This is a genomic window from Burkholderia arboris, from assembly GCF_038723655.1.
GTDB lineage: Bacteria > Pseudomonadota > Gammaproteobacteria > Burkholderiales > Burkholderiaceae > Burkholderia > Burkholderia arboris.
In genome coordinates, this window is record NZ_CP109822.1 from 1,617,404 (window position 1) to 1,636,148 (window position 18,745).

At 67.9% G+C, this 18,745-nt stretch carries 13 protein-coding genes; 5 read left to right on the top strand and 8 right to left on the bottom strand.

What is annotated here, in order from left to right; all coding sequences use genetic code 11:
* The first annotated feature begins 15 nt into the window (after positions 1–15).
* Positions 16–963, top strand: coding sequence for a dimethyl sulfoxide reductase anchor subunit family protein (locus OHZ10_RS24625; RefSeq protein ID WP_342705949.1), 948 nt, complete (start codon positions 16–18; stop codon positions 961–963).
* A gap of 26 nt (positions 964–989) precedes the next feature.
* On the opposite strand, the gene OHZ10_RS24630 is transcribed toward OHZ10_RS24625, so the two are convergent.
* Positions 990–1,742, bottom strand: a complete 753-nt coding sequence (locus OHZ10_RS24630) for an IclR family transcriptional regulator (protein WP_059237120.1) — start codon at positions 1,740–1,742, stop codon at positions 990–992.
* Positions 1,743–1,926: 184 nt separating this feature from the next.
* On the opposite strand from OHZ10_RS24630, the gene OHZ10_RS24635 reads away from it, so the two are divergent.
* Both OHZ10_RS24635 and OHZ10_RS24640 read left to right on the top strand, forming a co-directional pair.
* Complete coding sequence (locus OHZ10_RS24635; RefSeq protein WP_059237119.1) at positions 1,927–2,916, top strand: AAA family ATPase; 990 nt, start codon at positions 1,927–1,929, stop codon at positions 2,914–2,916.
* On the top strand, positions 2,913–4,634 hold the full coding sequence (locus OHZ10_RS24640) for a cobaltochelatase CobT-related protein (protein WP_342705950.1): 1,722 nt from the start codon (positions 2,913–2,915) through the stop codon (positions 4,632–4,634). Before OHZ10_RS24635 ends, OHZ10_RS24640 begins: the two co-directional genes overlap by 4 nt.
* 13 nt (positions 4,635–4,647) lie before the next feature.
* Here OHZ10_RS24640 and OHZ10_RS24645 read toward each other — a convergent pair whose 3' ends face one another.
* The 6 genes from OHZ10_RS24645 to OHZ10_RS24670 all read right to left on the bottom strand — a co-directional run bounded on the left by OHZ10_RS24645 (position 4,648) and on the right by OHZ10_RS24670 (position 14,281).
* Complete coding sequence (locus tag OHZ10_RS24645) at positions 4,648–5,415, bottom strand: sulfite exporter TauE/SafE family protein (RefSeq protein ID WP_059237117.1); 768 nt, start codon at positions 5,413–5,415, stop codon at positions 4,648–4,650.
* Positions 5,412–6,446: a phosphate acetyltransferase gene (pta, locus tag OHZ10_RS24650; protein ID WP_342705951.1), complete on the bottom strand. Its 1,035-nt coding sequence runs from the start codon at positions 6,444–6,446 to the stop codon at positions 5,412–5,414. The genes OHZ10_RS24645 and pta overlap by 4 nt, the downstream gene beginning before the upstream one ends.
* 117 nt (positions 6,447–6,563) lie before the next feature.
* Positions 6,564–8,381, bottom strand: a complete 1,818-nt coding sequence (gene xsc, locus OHZ10_RS24655) for a sulfoacetaldehyde acetyltransferase (protein ID WP_059237115.1) — start codon at positions 8,379–8,381, stop codon at positions 6,564–6,566.
* Between the two features lie 160 nt (positions 8,382–8,541).
* On the bottom strand, positions 8,542–8,940 hold the full coding sequence (locus OHZ10_RS24660) for a nuclear transport factor 2 family protein (RefSeq protein WP_047850193.1): 399 nt from the start codon (positions 8,938–8,940) through the stop codon (positions 8,542–8,544).
* A 375-nt stretch (positions 8,941–9,315) separates the two neighbouring features.
* Positions 9,316–12,210 carry a GH92 family glycosyl hydrolase gene (locus OHZ10_RS24665; protein ID WP_342705952.1) on the bottom strand — a complete coding sequence of 965 codons (2,895 nt, stop codon included), beginning with the start codon at positions 12,208–12,210 and terminating at the stop codon, positions 9,316–9,318.
* A 544-nt stretch (positions 12,211–12,754) separates the two neighbouring features.
* On the bottom strand, positions 12,755–14,281 hold the full coding sequence (locus OHZ10_RS24670) for a PLP-dependent aminotransferase family protein (protein WP_342705953.1): 1,527 nt from the start codon (positions 14,279–14,281) through the stop codon (positions 12,755–12,757).
* Between the two features lie 265 nt (positions 14,282–14,546).
* Here OHZ10_RS24670 and OHZ10_RS24675 point away from each other — a divergent pair, with 265 nt between their 5' ends.
* Together OHZ10_RS24675 and phnY are read left to right on the top strand one after the other, a co-directional pair.
* On the top strand, positions 14,547–14,885 hold the full coding sequence (locus OHZ10_RS24675; RefSeq protein ID WP_174991908.1) for a GNAT family N-acetyltransferase: 339 nt from the start codon (positions 14,547–14,549) through the stop codon (positions 14,883–14,885).
* A 68-nt stretch (positions 14,886–14,953) separates the two neighbouring features.
* Positions 14,954–16,408, top strand: coding sequence for a phosphonoacetaldehyde dehydrogenase (phnY, locus tag OHZ10_RS24680; protein ID WP_342705954.1), 1,455 nt, complete (start codon positions 14,954–14,956; stop codon positions 16,406–16,408).
* 45 nt (positions 16,409–16,453) lie between these two features.
* Here the strand turns inward: phnY and OHZ10_RS24685 are convergent, their stop codons facing one another.
* Positions 16,454–18,700, bottom strand: a complete 2,247-nt coding sequence (locus tag OHZ10_RS24685) for a TonB-dependent receptor (RefSeq protein WP_342705955.1) — start codon at positions 18,698–18,700, stop codon at positions 16,454–16,456.
* Positions 18,701–18,745 lie beyond the last annotated feature (45 nt).

The window sequence follows — 18,745 nt, forward strand, 5'->3', positions numbered from 1 at the left end:
CCATACGGAGTTCCCATGCGCCCAGCCTTTTCGGTCGTTTTTCTCACCACGCTGTGCGGCGCCGCACAGGGCCTGCTGCTGACGCTCGTGATCGTCGAGGCGCTGGCGCGGCTGGCCGGCCTCGACGTGGCCGCCGCGTTCTATGTGACCGGCACCGCGCTGTCGGTCGTGCTCGGCGTGCTTGGCCTGTTCGCGTCGTTCTTCCATCTCGGCCACCCCGAACGTGCCTGGCGTGCGATCGCGATGTGGCGCACGTCGTGGCTGTCGCGCGAATGCATCGCGCTGCCGGTGTTTCTCGCATGCGCGTTCGCGTATGGCGCCGCGCACCTGTTCGGCTGGCCCGGCACGCTGTTGATCGGCGCGGCGGGCGCGCTCGCGAGCGTCGCGTTGTTCGTCTGCACCGCGATGATTTACGCGTGCCTGCGCTTCCTGCAGGAATGGGCGAGCCCGCTGACGCTGGTGAACTTCGTGCTGCTTGGCTGCGCATCGGGGTGCACGCTCGCGACGGCCTGCGCGGCATGGCTCGCGCCGGCGCTGGTCGGCCGGCTCGCGGTGGCCGCCTGCGTGCTGACGCTCGCGGGCTGCGTCGCACGGCTCGCGTCGCTCGCGCGCAATGCACGGCTGCGGCCGAAGTCGACCGTGCAGAGCGCGACGGGGATCCGCAGCGAGAAGGTCGAGCAGAAGTCGCGCGGCTTCACGGCCAGCGCATTCAACACGAAGGAATTCTTTCACGGGCAGGGCAACGGCACGCTGCGCGCGGTGAAGGCCGGTTTCCTGATCGGTGCGTTCGCGGTGCCGTTCGTGCTGACGGGGGCCGGCGCACTCGCGCCGACACCGGTCGCGGCGGCCGTCGCGCTCGGCGCGGCGTTCGTGATCCAGTATGCGGGGCTGGTCGCGGAACGCTGGTTCTTCTTCGCGGATGCGCGGCATCCGCAGAACATCTACTACCAGCGCGCGTCATGACGCTGGAAGCGAGCGGCCGCGCCGTACTAGAAGGTGTCCGCGAGCGCGCGGGCCGCTTCCTGCAGGCGCGGCACATGGTCGAGCAGCCGCGACAGCGGCGCGCGCGACACCGGCGCATGGACGGCGACCGCGGCGATGCACGCGCCGTCGTCGCCGAGGATCGGCGCCGCGATGCAGACGATACCCGCGACGAATTCCTCGTTGTCGATCGCGACGCCCTTGTGCGCGGTGCGGTCGAGTTCGGCTTCGAGCAGCTCGGGGTCGGAGATCGTGTTCGGCGTGTGGCGCGGCAGCGCCATCGCACGCACCAGCGCGGCGCGTTCGTCGCGCGGCAGCAGCGCGAGCAGCAGCTTGCCGCTCGCGCTGCAATAAGCGGGCACGCGCGAGCCCGGTTTCAGGTCGAGCCGCAGCGGCCAGTCGGCCTCGACGCGGTCGAGATAAACGACTTCGGTGTCGTGCAGCGCGGTCAGGTTGCAGGTTTCGCCGAGATCGGCGACGAGCCGCTCGAGGATCGCGTGGCGCAGCCGGCGCGCACCCGCATGCAGCATCACGCCGGTGCCGAGTCGCGCGAGGCGCGGCCCGATCGCATACGCGTTCTTGCGGCCCGGCTCGCGGATCACGAGGCCGCCGGCTTCGAGCGACGCGAGCATCCGGTGCAGCGATGCCTTCGGGATATCGACGTCGCGCGCGAGATCGGCGAGCGACACGGCGTCGCCGGCCTGGACGAGATGTTCGAGCAGCGCGAAGGCGCGCAGCGTGGGCGTATCCGCGGGCAGCATGTCGGGCGTTCCGGAAATTGGACTGCGGCCATTGTACCGAACGGCCCGGCAGGCCGGCCGCGCGGGGCGGCGGGCACGGCAACCCGGCACGCATTTTCGGCAACGGAACGAATCGTTCCGTAAACAGGATCGACGCAGGCGCGATCGACGCCTGCGCAACACGCAACGACAGGAGCGCAACGCAATGGATGGGGTGACGAACAAGCCGGACTGCATGGTGTCGGTCCGCGAACGGTTCGGTTTCGACTCGGACCTGATGGTGCCCGCATTCAGCGCGCGCGACGACCACGTGCCCGATGTCGACGATGCGTACCGCTTCAACCCGGACGTGACGCTCGCGATCCTCGCGGGCTTCGCGCGCAACCGCCGCGTGCTCGTGCAGGGGATGCACGGCACCGGCAAGTCCACGCATATCGAGCAGGTTGCCGCGCGGCTGAACTGGCCGTGCGTGCGCGTGAACCTCGACGGCCACATCAGCCGGCTCGACCTCGTCGGCAAGGACGCGATCGTCGTGCGCGACGACGTGCAGGTGACCGAATTCCAGGAGGGGATCGTGCCGTGGGCGCTGCAGCGGCCGGTCGCGCTGATCTTCGACGAATACGACGCGGGGCGGCCCGACGTGATGTTCGTGATCCAGCGGGTCCTGGAGCGCGACGGCAAGTTCACGCTGCTCGACCAGAACCGCGTGATCCATCCGCACCCGTCGTTCCGGCTGTTCGCGACCGCGAACACGGTCGGGCTCGGCAATCTGAACGGGCTCTATCACGGCACGCAGATGCTCAACCATGCGCAGATGGACCGCTGGAACGTGGTCGCGACGCTCGACTACCTGCCGCGCGACGAGGAGATCGGCATCGTGCGCGCCCGCGTGCCGGAACTCGCGGACGAAGCCGGCCGGCCGCTGCTCGAATCGATGGTGAGCCTCGCGGAGTTGACGCGCAACGGCTTCGCGACCGGCGACCTGTCGACGCTGATGTCGCCGCGCACGGTGATCAACTGGGCCGAGAACTGCCAGATTTTCCGCGATCCGGCGCTCGCGTTCCGGCTCACGTTCCTGAACAAGTGCGACGACGCCGAGCGGCCGGTCGTCGCCGAGTATTACCAGCGCTGCTTCGGCGAGGAACTGGCGGTCGCGTCGCGTGCCGGCGGCGGCGAGCCGGGGGCGGGGCGGTGAGCGCCGGTCGCGATGCGGCACGCCGTGCCTCCGCGCGCGAAGCGCTGGGCGCGTCGACCGTGCGTGCGCTGACGCGCGATGCGGCGCTGCATTACCGCGCGGGCCGTGTGTGCCGCGACCTGCGGCCGTTGCCGATCCATGCGCCGCACCTGCGCGCGCAGGCCGCCGACGACGATCTCGCGTCGTGGCGCGGCGCGGCCGATGGCGCCGCGTTGCGCATCCTGCATTCCGATGCCGATTTGCATCGCGCGTTCTCCGGCGGCGATCCCGTCGAACGCGTGCTGTTCGAGATGCTCGAGCAACTGCGCTGCGAATCGCTTGCACCACCCGCGATGCGCGGCGTCGTGCAGAACCTGCGCCATCGCTTCGAAACCTGGTCGCGTGCGTTTCACCGGTCGGGACAGGCCGATACGCATGTCGGGATGCTGGTCTACACGGTCGCGCAGATCGCGTGGTCGCGGCTGACGGGCTGGCCGGTGCTCGAGGAAACGGAAGACCTGATCGAAGCGTCGCGCGCGGCGATCGTGCCCGAGATCGGCGTGCAGCTCGCGGGGCTGCGCCGGTGCCGGCACGATCAGCGTGAATTCGCGGAACATGCGCTGGCGCTCGCGCGGCGCATTGCGTCGATGATCCGGGACGCGCGTGCGGCCGTCGTCGATCCGGAGACCGAAGACGCACGCGAGCAGGACGATGCGCTTACGAATTTCTCGTTGTGGGTCGATTTCGACGACACGGGCATCGACTTGCCGGCATTGGTGGAGACGGGCGACAGCGTCGTGCTGCACGGCGGCGGCGCCGTCTATCGCGCGTACACGACGCGCTACGACCGCGAGTTGCGGCCGGCCGCGCAGATCCGCGCGGCGTTGCTGCGCGAGTACCGCGAGCGGCTCGATGCGCAGGTCGCCGCGCAGCGGATCAACGTCACCCGGCTCGCCCGCGTGCTGCGTGCGGCGCTCGTCGTGCCGCAGGCCGACGGCTGGTCGTTCGGCGAGGAGCATGGCCGCCTCGATGGCCGCCGGCTCGCGCAGCTCGTCAGCTCGCCGGCCGAACGGCGGCTGTTCCGGCTCGAACGCGTGCGGCCGCATGCGGACTGCGCAGTTGCGTTCCTGATCGACTGTTCGGGCTCGATGAAGACGTGGATCGACGGCGTCGCGCTGATGGTCGACACGCTGGCCCGCGCGGGCGACGCCGCGGGGCTCGCGACCGAAGTGCTGGGCTTCACGACGCTCGCGTGGAACGGTGGCCGCGCGCGGCAGGCGTGGCTCGCGTGCGGCAAGCCGCGCCATCCGGGCCGGCTCAACGAAACCGGCCACCTGGTGTTCAAGGATGCCGACACGCGCTGGCGGCATGCGCGCACCGGCATTGCGGCGCTGTTCAAGGCCGACCTGTTCCGAGAAGGCATCGACGGCGAAGCGGTCGAATGGGCGTGTGCGCGGCTCGCGGCGCGGCCGGAGGCCAGAAAGATCCTCGTCGTGATCTCGGACGGCAGCCCGATGGACGGCGCGACGGCGCTCGCGAACGATCCGTTCTATCTCGACAACCATCTGAAACAGGTGGTTGCGCGACAGGAGGCGGCCGGCCAGATCGAAGTGCTCGGGCTCGGCGTCGGGCTCGATCTCGGCCCGTACTACCGGCACCGGCTCGCGATCGATCTCGTGTCGGCGCCCGACATGAAGCGGCTCGTCGAAATCGCGCGCTGGATCGGTGCGCGGCGGTGAAAGAGACGAGGAATCAGCCGCGATGCAGCAGCGGCGGCAGCGACGTCGCGATCAGCCCGACACCGATCGCCATCAGCACGCCGAATGCGAGCCGTCGCAGCGCGACCGGCGACAGCGGCGGCGGGTAGTGGCGACCGGCGATCGTCGTCAGCATCACGACCGGCGTCGCGAATGCGGCCAGCAGCCAGATATCGCGATCGAGCTGGCCTTCGCATGCGCTGTACAGCACGCGCGTGGCCGAGGTCGTCGTGAACAGCACGATCAGCGCGCAGCGGATCTGCACGAGCGTCAGCGGCTGCCGGTAAAACTGGAAGATGAGCGGCGGGCCCGACACGCCGAACATCCCGCTCAGCAGTCCGCCGAACAGGCCGCTGACGAAGAAGCTGCGATTGTCCGAGCGCTCCGTCAACGGCGTCGGGCGCAGCGCCGCACTCAGGCCACCGTACAGCACGACCGCGCCGAGGATCAGCTGCAGCAGGTCGGCCGCCGAGCGGCTCAGGCATTCGAGCAGCACCACGCCGGCGACGACCGACGGCAGGATGCCGAGCGTCGCGGCGCCGACCGCACGCCAGTCGATGTGATGCAGCCGGCCGGGTAGCGCGGTCGCGCCGTTCGCGAGCGACACGACGCTCATTAGCGTCGCGACGGTGGCGAGCGGCGCGAGCCCGAAGCCGCTCGTCGCGCCCATCACGATCATCCCGAGCCCGAACCCCGTGACGGTCTGGAAATAGCTGCCGGCGCCGATCACCGCGATCAGGATCGCCAGTTTGTCTGCCGTCATGCGTGTGCCGCCTCGCCGGCCGCGGCTCGCTGCGCGGCCGCGTGCGCCTGCACGGTGGTCGCCGCGATCACGTGATAGACGTCGTCGGCGCTGCAGCCGCGCGACAGGTCGTTCGCGGGCCGGCGCAACCCTTGCAGCAGCGGGCCGACGGCCTTTGCGCGGCCGATCCGCTCGGCAAGCTTGTAGCCGATGTTGCCGGCTTCGAGGCTCGGGAACACGAGCACGTTCGCATGGCCGCCGACCTGCGAATGCGCGATCTTGCGTTCGGCAATCTCCGCGACGATCGCCGCGTCGAGCTGCACGTCGCCGTCGATCGCGAGCGCGGGGCGCAGTTCGCGCACGCGCGCCGTCGCGGCCGTCACCTTGTCGACCGCCGCATGGTGCGCGCTGCCGCTCGTCGAGAACGACAGCATCGCGACGCGCGGTGCCTCGCCGAGCAGCGCGTGCGCGCTGTCGGCAGCGGCCATCGCGATTTCGGCGAGCTGGCTGGCGTCCGGATCGACGACGAGCGCGCAGTCGGAGAAGATCAGCCCGCCCTTGATCGTGTGGAACGGCTCGCACAGCATCATCAGGAAGAAGCTCGACACGATCCGGAACGCCGGATCGACGCCGATCAGCTGGATCGCCGCGCGCACGACGTCGGCCGTCGCATGCACGGCGCCCGCAACCGAGCCGTCCGCGTCGCCGAGCCGGACCATCAGGTTCGCGTGGCAGAGCGGGTCGAGCACCGCGTCGCGTGCGGCGTCGGCCGTCATGCCCTTGTCTTTGCGCAGCGCATGGAGGGCATCGGCATACGCGTCGCGGTGCGCGGCGGCGGCCGGATCGACGAGCGTCATGCCGTCGAGATCGATCGCGTCGCGCGCGGCCGCCGCATGGATGGCGGCACGGTCGCCGACGAGCACGATGCGGGCGATGCCGTCGCGCGTCGCGCGCGCGGCGGCGTGCAGCACGCGCGGATCGTCGGCTTCGCACAGCGCGATGCGCATCGGCCGGCGGCGCGCGGATTCGAGAATGCGGTCGAGGGCTTTCATCGGGAATTCGAAGTAAAAAAGGCCGGATGCGGCGGCCCGCACGGGGCACGGCGTCCGGCCGGGTGCCGGCCGTGCGGGGAGGGCACGGCCGGCAGCGCTTGCGTCAGCGACGCGGCATCACACGTAGTCCTTGTACTTGTCGAGCATGCGCACCGGCTTCGACAGCGCATCGCGGCGGAACGGATCGCCGAGTTCGCGCGTGCACATGATCTCGATGATCGTCGTCTTGCCTTCGTTCATCTGCATGTCGATCGCGCGCTTGAGCGCCGGGCCGACATCCTCGAGACGATCGACCGTGATCCCTTCGGCGCCCATCGCCCGCGCGATCGCCGCGAAGCTCTGGTTGTCGAGTTCGCCGGCGACGAAGCGGCGGTTGTAGAAGTCGACCTGGTTCTTCTTCTCCGCGCCCCATTGACGGTTGTGGAACACGACGGCCGTCACCGGGATGTTGTGGCGCACGCAGGTCATCGTTTCCATCAGGCTCATGCCCCACGCACCGTCACCCGCATACGACACGGCCGGGCGGTGCGGCGCGGCGACCTTCGCGCCGATGATCGTCGGGAACGCGTAGCCGCAGTTGCCCCAGCTCATCGCCGCGAAGAAGCTGCGCGGCTTGTTGAAGCGCAGGTAGCTGTTCGCGACCGAGTTGATGTTGCCGATGTCGGTCGACACCATCACGTCCTCGGGCATCGCCTTTTCCAGCTCGCGCAGCACCTGGCGCGGATGCAGGTAGCGGCCGCCGTTGAAGGTCTTTTCGTTCTTCTGCTCGTCGATCATGTCGAGGCTGTACGCGTCGCGTTCGTGCGTCCAGTCGTCGAGTTCCTTTTCCCACGCGGCCTTTTCGGTCGCGATCTGGTCGGCGCGGTCGCCGCGCGAGCCGTCGCTCGCGAGGGTGCGGCCTTCGAGGCGCTGCGTGAGCGCGACGGCGGCCGCCTTCGCGTCGCCGCAGATGCCGACCGAGATCTTCTTCACGAGGCCGAGCATCTTGTGGTCGGCGTCGATCTGGATGATCTTCGCGTCCTTCGGCCAGTAGTCCATCCCGTGCTGCGGAAGCGTTCCGAACGGCCCGAGGCGCGAGCCGAGCGCGATCACGACGTCCGCGCGCGACAGCAGCTTCATCGCGGCCTTCGAGCCCTGGTAGCCGAGCGGGCCGCACCACAGCGGGTGGTTCGCCGGGAACGAATCGTTGTGCAGGTAGCTGTTGACGACCGGTGCGCCGAGCCGTTCGGCGAGCGCCTTGCATTCCTCGATCGCGTCGGCCATCACGACACCGCCGCCCGAGATGATCACCGGGAACTTCGCCTGCGCGATCAGCTCGGCCGCGTCGTCGAGGCTCTGCTCGCCGCCGGCGCCGCGATCGAGGCGGCGCGGTTGCGGAATCTCGACCTTGACCTTGCCGTAGAAGTAGTCGCGCGGGATATTCAGCTGCGTCGGGCCCATCTCGGCCTGCGCGCGGTCGAAGCAGCGCGCGGTGAACTCGGCCATCCGCGCCGGGTGCGTGACGTGGCCCTGGTACTTCGTGAATTCCTGGAACATCGGCAACTGGTTCGCTTCCTGGAAGCCGCCGAGGCCGATGCCCATCGTGCCGGCTTCCGGCGTGACGATCACGACCGGGCTGTGCGCCCAGTAAGCCGCTGCGATCGCCGTCACGCAATTGCTGATGCCGGGGCCGTTCTGGCCGATCACGACGCCGTGGCGGCCCGACACGCGCGCATAGCCGTCGGCCATGTGGCCCGCGCCCTGTTCGTGCACGACCGGGATCAGGCGAATGCCGGCCGGTGCGAAGATATCCATCGCATCCATGAACGCGGAGCCCATGATGCCGAACATGTCGGTCACGCCGTTGGCCGCGAGGGTCTCGACGAAGGCTTCGGACGGCGTCATGTCCTGCGGGCCGCTGGTCGATGCACGCAGGGAAGTGGATTGTTCGCTCATGGGTTGTCTCCGATTGTTCAATTAACGGAACGTCTTGTTCCAGATGCTATTTGCTTGGGAAAGCCGGTCAAGCCATTGCACCTGCTACCGGGGAATGTGGAATGAAATGAAATGATTCGTTTCAAAATGCGCGCGGGGCATGGTGGCCCGGGGGGCGCGCTCAGGCCGGTTGCTTCGGCCGTTCCTTGCGGAAAGCGCGCTTGACGGCGATCAGTCCGTCGCGGAATTCGAACAGGTCGCAGCCTTCGGCCTCGATGCGCCAGCCTTCGGCGTGCGTGCCCGTGAACACCCATTCGGAGACGCCGCGTTCGCCGGCGACGGTGTGGCGGCCGTGACCCCAGTGCGCGTCGGGGAAGGTCTTGAACACGGCTTCGAACGCGGCGCGTACCGCATCGCGGCCGACGAAGCGCGTACCGTGAATGTCGGGGCCACCGGCCGCGTCGAATACGCAGTCCTCGGTCATGAAGCCCATCAACGCATTGGCGTCGTGCCGGTTGAATGCGTCGGAAAATGCCGCGAGCGTGGCGGCCGTGACGGGGCCGGTGAGCGTGTCTGCCATAACGTGTCTCCTGTCGAATGGTGGGCGGTGCGCAAGGCGCGGGCGCGCATGCGGCACGCGGTATCGACACGTTAGTGAGCGCTCGTTTTTGGCGGTAGCGCCAGTCGGGAGGTTTCGCTTGGGCCAGGGGGAAAGCCGGCCCGGTGCGCCGGTCTACCGGTGCCCCGTGGGTTCCCGACGGCGGGTTCGTTGACGCGCATCGATGGAAATCATCGACGCGGAGCGATGAGCAAGAAGAGCTGCCGCCGGGGCATGTCGCGAAACCGTTGCCGTTGCGCGATGACGTCACGGCGGCCGGGGATCGCGTGACAGCAGCGCCGGCCGGCGAGGGGATACATCGGGAGGCCCGATGTATCCCCGTCGGTCATGCGGGCGTCAGGATGCCGTCATGCCGATGCCGAACACGTGCATCTTGCCGGCGCTCACCTGGCGCGGCAGCACGATGCTCGTCACCACCTTGCCGGGCGGCACGGGAATCTTCTGCGCGAAGATGTAGGTCTTGACGTTGTCCTGCTGGCCGCTGCCCGAGTTGCGGTAAGCCATCGTGACGGCGACCGCCGCGCTGGCGTGTGCGCTGCCGCCGTTCAGGGTCCAGTCGTCGAAGGTCAGCGTGACGGCCTGACTCGAACCGTCCGCGAAATTCAGCTGCGCGGCGCCGCTGCTCGGGCCATTGTTGGACGAGCCGAGCACCACCACGCCGGTGCCGGCCGGTCCCGGCGGCAGCATCACGGTCTGGCCGACGGTCACGGTATTGTCGAGCGAGAGCGGCCCGCCGGCCACCGCCACGCTGGCGCCGGCCACCACGAACGGCTTGCCGGGCTGCACGCCCGCTGCTGCCAGCGCATTCAGCGAGTAGCTGAACAGGCTGCCGTCGAAGTCCGCGCCCTGGCCGTCGGGATTGGTCGCGCCGTCCGCGCTGAAGCCACGATTGTTGTAGCTGTCGACCGCGTTGATCGCCACCGGCACGCCGAACGACGGCGGTTGCTTCCGGCTGCCCCATTGCGACGGCGCGCTGCCCATCGCGAAGTGCAGCGTCGCGCCGTTCGCGATGTCGTCGTAGGCGACCCACGGTACATCGTGGGTGCGACCGTTGATCGACAGCGACTGCACATAATTGGACGCGGGCGCGCCCTTGGCGCGAATCCGCCACGTGCGGCCGTTGCCGAGCCGTACGTCGATCTGCGGGAACTGCGGACTGCCGATCGCCAGGCCCGCCACGCCGGGGATCTGCGGGTACAGGCCCAGCGCGCCCCAGACATACCAGCCCGACACGGCGCCGAGATCGTCGTTGCCCGGCAGGCCGTCGGGGCCGGTGCCGAACGCGCTGCCCAGGATCTGCTGCACCACGCGCTGCGTACCCGACGGCTGCGCGGCCCAGTTGTAGAGCCAGGGCACCTCGAAGGTCGGCTCGTTGCCCATGTAGAAGTTGGGCAGGCTCAGGCCGGCATTGAGCACCGTGAAGAACTGGTCGAGCCGCGACGTCACCGCCGCATTGCCGCCGAGCTGCGCGAACAGGCCGGCGCCGTCGTACGGCACCATCCACGTGTACTGTTCGGCATTGCCTTCCACATAGTTGTCGCCGCTGCCCGGCGTCTCGGGAATCCACGCGCCGTTCGACTGGCGCGCCGCGATCAGCGGCGGCGTCAGCGCGGTGTCGAGCAGGTTCTGCCAGTAGGCCGAGCGGCCCAGCAGCATGCGCTGCGTGGCGGTATCGCCGAGTGCTCCCGCGAAGCGCGAGATCGCGAAATCGCTGCCCGTGTATTCGAGCGTGGACGAAGCCTGCCCCCACTCGCCGCCGGTGATGTAGCCGGTCTGCAGGTAGCTCGCGCGACCGCCGTTGGTGGTCACGTTGTTGCACGCCGTGCCGGGGAGGTTCGCCATCTTCACCATGTGCTGCAGGGCGGACCGCGTATCGAAGCGCCGCGCGCCGAACGCATAGGCATTCGAGACGATCAGCGAACCGGCGTCGCCGGGCATCACGCCGTCCTCGACGTTGTCGTTGACCCAGTGCGGAATCGCGCCGCATTGATCCGCGTCGTTGATCAGCGACTGGATCATGTCGCTGGTTTCGGACGGGTTGAGGATCGATTTCAGCTGGATCAGCGAGCGGTAGATGTCCCAGCCCGAGAACGACGAATACTGCGCGTGCTGGCCTTGGGCGACCTGATGCACGGTGTTGTCGAAGCCGATGTACTGGCCGTTCACGTCGCTGAAGGTGCTGGGCGCCCACAGCGCGTGATAGAGCGCCGTATAGAATTTCTTCTTCGCGTCGAGCGTGCCGCCCGCCACGCGGATGCCGTTGAGGCGGTCGTTCCAGATGCGGTCGGCCTGCGTGCGTACGCCCGCGAAGTCCCAGCCGCGATTCTCCGCGTCGAGGTTGGCTTTTGCGTTGGCGACGCTGACGTAGGAGAGGCCGATCTTCATCCTGACCGTCTGGCCGGAGCGGAAGCCGAGCTGCGCCACGCCGTGCGAGATCGCGGCCGACGTGAAGGCCTGGTCGAAGGCGGCGTAGAAGTAGACGGGGACCGGCACCGAGTTGCCGCAGAAGCCGCCGCCGACCGTGCTGCCCGAGATCGCACTGCCGGAAACCTGCGTAATGGCGCCGGTGGTCGACGTCTTGGTGTTGGTGCGGGTCGCGTCGAGCACCAGCAGCGCGGGTTTGCCGGCCGGGTACGCGAACTGGCCGAAGCCGGTGCGCAGGGTGGCGGTCAGCTCGACCTTGATCTGCGAGTCGAGCAGCACGGAATAGTAGCCCGGTCTGGCCGTTTCATTCGCATGACTGAAGGTTGGCGCGAGCTGCGCCGGGTCGGTGGTCGGCATGACCGGGAATTCGCCGTTGTTGCCGCTGCAACCGGCACCCGGCATGTGCGTCAGGCTGAAACCCTGGATCGAGTGGATGTCGTAGTAGTAGCCGGCGGGCGAGTTCGGCTCCTGGCTGCTGTTCGGCGCCGGCGTGGTGTTGGTGTCGGGCGCCCACTGCACCATGCCCGACGGCAGGCCGGCGGCCGGTTCGACACTGCCGGCCTGTCCCGCCGGCACCGGGTTCGGTGAATTGCTCGCGAGCGTGCCGATCAACGGATCGACGTACTGCGTCAACGACAGGCTGCGGTTGTCGTCGAGATTCGTCGTGTCGGCCGCATCGGCCGAGGATTCCGCCGGATGGGCGGCCAGTATCGACGCCGCTGTTCCGTCGCTGCCGTCACCGCCACCGCATCCGCTCAACGCGCACGCCGCGGCCAGCAACGCCGCAAGCGTCGTGAATCGATTCATGATCGCCCCCTCCAGTCGGAGATGCATCTTTTGCCTTGACGATCCCGACGATCGAATCCCGGGATCGCTGTGGGTTGTTGCTGTCTGGTTGCGTCGTAACACTAGGATTCGTATGAATTCGTTGTCAATCCGAATAACGGGTTTGTAATGTTTTTATTAGATTTACTAAACGAATGGAAACGATGAACGGGTAGTGGCGCGGTATCGGCGAGCGAAACGGATTCGGAGCGCGAGCGGCGAACGCGGTGTCGTGCGACGAGGCGGGTGGCAATGTGCCGATCGAGTCGAGGCGTGTTGCGTGCGCGCGTGAGGGCGGCCGGTACTTGAAAGGCAACCCACAGGCGCGACACCGCGAGTTGCACTTCAGGGCAGCGCGATCGGTCGTTGCGACGGGCATCCGCGCGCGTCGCAGGGGAGCGACGCGCGCGGCACGGATGACATGCTTCCAGTGCAACGAAAGTCGGGATCGTTGCCGGATGCGTGATGCTGATCGATGAGAGAGGGACGTCGCGCGATCCGCTGCGCGATACCTGTCCGCATCCGGTCAGGCGCCCGGCTTTTGCGACCGCATGCATTCCGCCAGCGCCCGCACGCCGGGTTCGATCCGCTCGAGCGGAATCGCGGAGAAGCCCATCCGGAAGCAGCGTCGCGCGTCGCCCGCGTCGTCCATGAAGAACACGTTCCCCGGCTCGATGAGGATGCCGGCTTCCTGCGCGTCGGTCGCGAGACGCGTGGCGTCGAGCCACGGCGGCCCCTCGACCCAGCACGAAGCCCCCCCCGTCACGCGCACATGGCGCGCTTCCGGCACATGCGCATCGAGCGCGGCCATCAGCGCCTGCGAGCGTTCGCTGTACGCATGGGCCAGCCGGCGCAGCAGCGCGTCGTGATGGCCGAGTGCGAGGAAGGTCGCGAACGCGCGCTGGATGTACGCGACCGGATGGCGCACCATCAGCCGCCGCAGCGCGCGCAATTCGCGGATCAGCTCGCGCGGCCCGACCACGTAGCCGAGCCGCAGGCCCGGCGCGAACGTCTTCGACAGGCTGCCGACGTAGATCACGCGGTCGGCCGTATCGAGGCTCTTCAGCGCCGGATGCGGCGTGCCGGAGAACGTGTTCTCGCTCTCGTAGTCGTCCTCGATGATCACGAAATCATGCTGCTGCGCGCAATCGAGCAGCGCGCGGCGGCGCTCGACCGGCATCGTCGCGGTGGTCGGGCACTGGTGGCTCGGCGTCACGTACACGTAGTCGCAGCGCGACAGCGTGTCGCCGAGCGCGTCGGGCGCGATCCCGTGGCCGTCGACCGGCAGCGGCAGCAGCCGCGCATTGCGGTTCTCGAAGATGTTGCGCGCGTCGGGATAGCCGGGGTTTTCGAAGCCGACCGTCGTGTGCTTGCCGCACAGCAGGTCCGCGATCAGGTACAGCGCCTGCTGGCAGCCGTTCGTGACGACGATCTCGTCGGGCATCGCAAACACGCCGCGCCGCGGCAGCACGCGCGTGCGGATCTGCTGGATCAGCGATTCGTCGTCGCGCTCGATCAGGTCGGGCGCCCAGTTGCGGATCTCCATCACCGACAACGCCTTCAGGCAGCACTCGCGCCAGTCGTTGGTCGGGAACAGCGACTGGTCGAACTGCCCGTAGATGAACGGAAACTCATAGTGCTGCCAGTTCGCGGGCTTCACGATGTTGCGCTGCCTCGACGGCGGATGCGCGATGCGCTTCTCCCATGCGGGGCGGCCTGGCGTGTCGTCGTTGCCGGCAGCCTGCGCATCGGGCTTGGCAGTCGCGAAGCCCGGTACGCCCTCGAGCATCTTCGGGTTCACGAAGTGCCCGCTGCGTTCGCGCGAGATCAGGTAGCCCTCTTCGACGAGCATCTGGTACGCGAGCACGACGGTGTTGCGCGCGACGCCGAGCTGGTCGGCAAGTTCGCGGCTCGACGGCAGTGCGGCATCGGGCGCGAGCTGGCCGTCGAGGATCGCGGCCACCAGCATGCGCCGGATCTGGTCCTGCAGGCTCGACGCCGACGACCGCCGGAACTGCTGGGCCCATAGGGCGGTCGGGGTACGACTCGGCATGCTTCCTCCTGTGATCGGTACGGAAAACGCGAGGCGGTGCGCGCGGTGGGGCGCAGGCCCGCGAGGGGCGCGGTGTCGCGAGAATACGCGTGTCGCGCCGCGGATGTGGACTCAATGAAATGTGTCGACTGGCACTACTGCGTGCCGACGTGGCAAGACGATACTCAACTCGTCGCGCCCGGACGATCCGGATAACTCCCCGGTACGGGGGCGCAGGGAGGCGTGCGCGTGTCGCGTTCGCCGGCATCGACATCCGGAGGGCGCCATGCACGTCGTCGTGTTCAGGGATCGCTGCGCGCGCGTGATCCGCATCGTGTTCGACGACGCGCGCGCGACAGCGGTCGCATATCGCGACGACGAGGCGATCGGCGAACTCGGTATCGACGACGGCGGTGGTGCCGCGCGATCGCCGTCGCTCACGCGGCTGTACGTCGAACCGGCCTACCGGCGCAGCGGCATCGCGCACACGCTGCTGGCGTGCGTGTCGCGCGAATTCGGGCGGCCGATTCGCATCGACGCCCGCGCGCGTGAATGGCCCGATACGCCGGCATGGGCGACGCTGTGCCGCTGCCTCGAATACGAAGGGCTGGTGGTGGTTCGCTAGCCCGCGCGGCAATTACTGCATTAACCGAAAGCGTGGCCACGATCACGCGCCCCCAAGACGGAGACGACATGAGCACGGTCCTGAAACCGATTCCCGCATCCGGCGTGCGACACGAAGCATTGCGCATCGACGGGCAGCGCGTGTGGCGCGACGCAGTCATCGACGTGCGCAACCCGTACGACGGCACGCTGGTCGGCACCGTGCCGAAGGCGACGCTGGACGACGTGCGCCGCGCGTTTGCGGTTGCGCGTGCGTACCGGCCGACGCTTACGCGCCACGACCGCGCGGCGATCCTGCGCCGTGCGGCCGACATCGTGCGCTCGCGCACGGCGGAGATCGCGGCGTTGATCACGGCAGAGGCCGGCTTGTGCATCAAGGATTCGACATACGAAGCGGGCCGCGTGGCCGACGTGCTGACGTTCGGCGCCGGTGAAGTGCTGAAGGACGACGGGCAGATCTTTTCGTGCGACCTGACGCCGCACGGCAAGAAGCGCCGCGTGTACACGCAGCGCGATCCGCTGCTCGGCGTGATTTCGGCGATCACGCCGTTCAATCACCCGATGAACCAGGTCGCGCACAAGATCGTGCCGTCGGTCGCGACCAACAACCGGATCGTCGTGAAGCCGTCGGAGAAGGTGCCGCTGTCGTGTTACCTCTTTGCCGACATCCTGTATGAGGCCGGCTTGCCGCCCCAGATGCTGCAGGTGATCACCGGCGATCCGAGGGAAATCGCCGACGAGCTGATCACGAACCCGGCGATCGATCTCATCACCTTCACCGGCGGCGTGTCGATTGGCAAGTCGATCGCATCGCGGATGGGCTACCGGCGCGCGGTGCTCGAACTCGGCGGCAACGATCCGATCATCGTAATGGAAGACGCCGATCTCGACGAGGCGAGCACGCTCGCGGTGTCGGGCTCGTACAAGAATTCGGGGCAGCGTTGCACGGCGATCAAGCGGATGCTCGTGCACGAGTCGGTGGCCGATCGGTTCACCGAGCTTGTTGTCGAGAAGACGCGTGCGTGGTCGTACGGCAATCCATCCGATCCGTCGGTCGACATGGGCACGGTGATCGACGAGGCGGCCGCGAAGTTCTGCGAGCAGCAGGTGAATGACGCGATTTCGCGCGGGGCGCGGCTGCTGGTCGGCAACGTGCGCGACGGCGCGCTGTATTCGCCGACGGTAATCGACCGTGTGACGCCCGACATGCCGCTCGTGAAGTACGAGACGTTCGGCCCGGTGTCGCCGATCATGCGCTTTCGCGACATCGACGAAGCGATCCGGATGTCGAACAGCACCGACTACGCGCTGTCGTCGTCGGTGTGCACGAACCGCTTCGACCACATCACGCGCTTCATCACCGAGCTGGAAGTCGGCAGCGTGAACGTGCGCGAAGTGCCGGGCTACCGGCTCGAAGTGACGCCGTTCGGCGGCGTGAAGGATTCGGGGCTGGGATACAAGGAGGGCGTGCAGGAAGCGATGAAGAGCTTCACGAACGTGAAGACGTATTCGCTGCCGTGGTGAGCGAGGCGGGGAAGGGCGCATCGCCCCCTCCCGCCGCCATCGGCGTTACTGATAGAAGTTGAGCGTGACCATCGCCGAACGGCCCGGCGCCCACGTTGCGTAGATCGGGTACGCGCTCGCGTAATACTTCTTGTCGAACAGGTTCTGCACGTTCAGCTGCACGTCCATCGTCTTGTTCACGCGCCACGTCGCGGCCGCGTCGAAACGGGCATAGCCGGGCGTCCACTTCCTGGTCGTCGCCGACACGGACGCATAGGTCTGGCTCATCACCGTCGCGCCCGCGCCGAGCGTGAGCTTCGGCATCACGTCGTAGCTCGTCCACAGCGTGAAGTTGTGCTTCGGCACCATCACCATCGGCAGGCCCGAGGCGCCCGGGCTGCCGGGGCCTGCGTCGGTCGTGATCGCGTTCAGGTACGAGTAGCCGCCGAACACGTGCCACTTCGGCGTCAGGTTGCCCGCGAAGCCGAATTCGAAGCCGCGTACGCGCTGCTTGCCCGCGTTGACCGTATGACCGAGGCCGTCGCTCACGCGCGCGTTGGTCTTCTCGGTCTGGAACAGGGCCGACGTCAGCGACAGCTGGTCCTGCAGCACGTCCCACTTCGCGCCGATCTCGATGTTGCGCGAGCGCTCGGGCGCGAGGTCCTGGTTCGTCGCGGTGATCTGGTCGGTGCCGCCGCCGAGGCCGCCGTTCGAGCCCGGCGGGTTCGACGACGTGCCGTACGACGCGTACAGGCTCACGTTGGTCACCGGCTTGAACACGAGGCCGAACTGGTAGCTGAACAGGTTCGACGTATTCGACAGGTCGGCGACGCCGGCCTGCTTGCCGGTCGTGTCGTAACGATCGAAACGCAGCCCCGTGTTGAACTGCCAGCGTTCGGACAGCTTGACCGTGTCGAAGAGGTACGCGGACACCGTATCGGTGCGCGTGTTCGTCGTCGCGCCGGGGAAGCCCTTGTCGCCGTTCAGCACGATGTTGCCGGTCCACGGCATGTTCGGGTTCCAGCCGCCGGCGAGCGGCGTGCAGTTGCCGGCCACCGAGCACGGGCCGCCCGAGCGGATGTTGTTGCCGGCCGAATCCGACACGAGATAGCCCTCGTAGCGCGCCTGTTCGTGGCTGAACTCGACGCCGGCCGTCAACGTGTGCTTCATGCCGAACAGGCTCGCGCTGCCGGTGACTTCGGTCTGGTTCGAGAAGCCGTTGAGCGCGTACTTGCCGCTCTTTGCCTGCAGGCTCAGCATATTCGGGTTCGACGCGAGGATCTGCGGATTCGTCGCGACGTAATCGAGCGTCGAGCGGCCGAACATCGTCGTGTTCTTCAGCTTCCAGTCGTCGTTGATCTTGTGCTCGACGCGCACTTCGCCGGTGTCGGTCTGCCCGTAGCGGTAGTCGCGCGTGTTCAGCCCGAAGAACTGCCCGCGATCGGTCGGCACCGGCGTGCCGCCCGACGCGCGGAACGGCACGCTGAAGTCCGGCATGTCGTACGAGTTCATGTGGTAGTAGCTGACCGTGACCGTGGTCGGCGTGTTCAGCCCGAACACGATCGACGGCGCGACGCCCCAGCGCTTGTTGTACACGTCGTTGCGGCCGGCCTGGTTCGCGTCGTGCCCCATCACGTTCAGGCGCACGGCCGTCGTGTCGTTGATCTTGCGGTTCGCGTCCACCGTCGCGCGCTTGTAACCGTCGGTGCCGAAGCCGATGCTGCTGTTGATGAAATCGTCGTTCTTCGGCGTCTTCGTGACGATGTCGATGCTGCCGCCCACCGAGCCGCGGCCCGCGTAGACCGAGTCGGGGCCCTTGATCACGCTGATCTGCTCGACCGCGAACGTCTCGCGGTTCTGCAGCCCGGAGTCGCGCATGCCGTCGACGAAGATCGAGTTGCGCGATTCGAAGCCGCGGATCACCGGACGGTCGGCCGACGGGTTCGCGGCCGCGTCGCCGCCGAGGAACGTGATGCCGGGCACCGAACGCAGCGCGTCCGCGAACGACGTGACGTTCTTTTCCTTGATCAGCTGCTCGGGAATCACCGTGACCGAGCGCGGCGTGTCGAGCAGCGGCGCGGTGAACTTGTACGACGGCGAACGCTTCACCTGCATGTCCGACAGCGCGGACGACTGGACCGCGATCGTCGGCAGCGTCGCCGGTACGTCGGCGGCCGGCGCGGGCTGGTCGGCGGCAGGGGCAGGAACGGCAGCGGGAGCGGTTGCGGCGGAAGCGAGCAGCGGCGTCAGGAAAACGGAGCAGGTCAGCGCCGACACGAGGGCGCGAGGCCTCGTCTTGAACTGGGCAGGCATATCGGGAAGCAGCGGAAGGTTCGGTGAACGGGCGCGTTTTCGCGA

Excerpts from the sequence above, each read along its gene's own strand:
- xsc (WP_059237115.1), bottom strand. The coding sequence starts at position 8,381 with ATGAGCGAACAATCCACTTCCCTGCGTGCATCGACCAGCGGCCCGCAG.
- OHZ10_RS24635 (WP_059237119.1), top strand. The coding sequence starts at position 1,927 with ATGGATGGGGTGACGAACAAGCCGGACTGCATGGTGTCGGTCCGCGAA.
- OHZ10_RS24630 (WP_059237120.1), bottom strand. The coding sequence starts at position 1,742 with ATGCTGCCCGCGGATACGCCCACGCTGCGCGCCTTCGCGCTGCTCGAA.
- OHZ10_RS24665 (WP_342705952.1), bottom strand. The coding sequence starts at position 12,210 with ATGAATCGATTCACGACGCTTGCGGCGTTGCTGGCCGCGGCGTGCGCG.
- OHZ10_RS24625 (WP_342705949.1), top strand. The coding sequence starts at position 16 with ATGCGCCCAGCCTTTTCGGTCGTTTTTCTCACCACGCTGTGCGGCGCC.
- pta (WP_342705951.1), bottom strand. The coding sequence starts at position 6,446 with ATGAAAGCCCTCGACCGCATTCTCGAATCCGCGCGCCGCCGGCCGATG.
- OHZ10_RS24645 (WP_059237117.1), bottom strand. The coding sequence starts at position 5,415 with ATGACGGCAGACAAACTGGCGATCCTGATCGCGGTGATCGGCGCCGGC.
- phnY (WP_342705954.1), top strand. The coding sequence starts at position 14,954 with ATGAGCACGGTCCTGAAACCGATTCCCGCATCCGGCGTGCGACACGAA.
- OHZ10_RS24675 (WP_174991908.1), top strand. The coding sequence starts at position 14,547 with ATGCACGTCGTCGTGTTCAGGGATCGCTGCGCGCGCGTGATCCGCATC.
- OHZ10_RS24660 (WP_047850193.1), bottom strand. The coding sequence starts at position 8,940 with ATGGCAGACACGCTCACCGGCCCCGTCACGGCCGCCACGCTCGCGGCA.
- OHZ10_RS24670 (WP_342705953.1), bottom strand. The coding sequence starts at position 14,281 with ATGCCGAGTCGTACCCCGACCGCCCTATGGGCCCAGCAGTTCCGGCGG.
- OHZ10_RS24685 (WP_342705955.1), bottom strand. The coding sequence starts at position 18,700 with ATGCCTGCCCAGTTCAAGACGAGGCCTCGCGCCCTCGTGTCGGCGCTG.